This window comes from Vibrio sp. YT-19(2023), from assembly GCF_033337395.1.
In genome coordinates, this window is record NZ_JAWOQN010000564.1 from 1 (window position 1) to 671 (window position 671).

At 50.8% G+C, this 671-nt stretch carries 1 protein-coding gene; it reads right to left on the bottom strand.

All coding sequences use genetic code 11. From position 1 onward, the window contains the following. Positions 1-74: 74 nt before the first annotated feature. Positions 75-671, bottom strand: a 597-nt coding sequence (locus R7E78_RS27160; protein ID WP_318058752.1) for a metal ABC transporter ATP-binding protein, incomplete at its 5' end; no start/stop codon positions are given.

The window sequence follows — 671 nt, forward strand, 5'->3', positions numbered from 1 at the left end:
AAAAGCGTACGCAAAGCCGTCGCTCAACCATCCAGCGTCTACGCCACTCACCGCCAGTGCTCGTAACCACTCCATTACGCCGCCTCCACTTTGGTTGTGTAGTGCTTAAATAGTGTTTCAATACGATCTGGGCTCAGAACATCCGAGTGGTGTCCGGACGCCACAATCTGACGGTTAACAACGTGCACTTCTGCATCTAAGCGACGCACCGCAGTGACATCATGATGAACCGCTAACACCGTTTTGCCCTGCGCGACAACTTCATGTATCAACCCTTCAAGGTAACGCACACCTTGCTCGTCCATCCCTGTTGTAGGCTCATCCAACACCAATAAGCTTGGGTCATCTAACAAAGCCTGAGCGAACAACACACGCTGTTGCTCACCACCAGAAAGTTGCCCCATACGACGATCTGAGCGAGCGGCCATGCCGACGCGATCTAATTGCACCAACGCACGTTGTGTTTGTTTGGTTTTACGGCGCCAGAATAGTGGGATTCGTGTTTGGTTCAGCAACACAAAATCCATCACCGTTAGCGGTAAGCTGGCTTCAAACATCGCTTTTTGAGGAACATAACCAACGTTTCCGCCAAGCTTATTGTGAGTCTTATTCGGCCAGTGAACGGAAATGTCGCCAGTAAAAGGCGTAAGTCCAAGTACGGAGCGCAACAA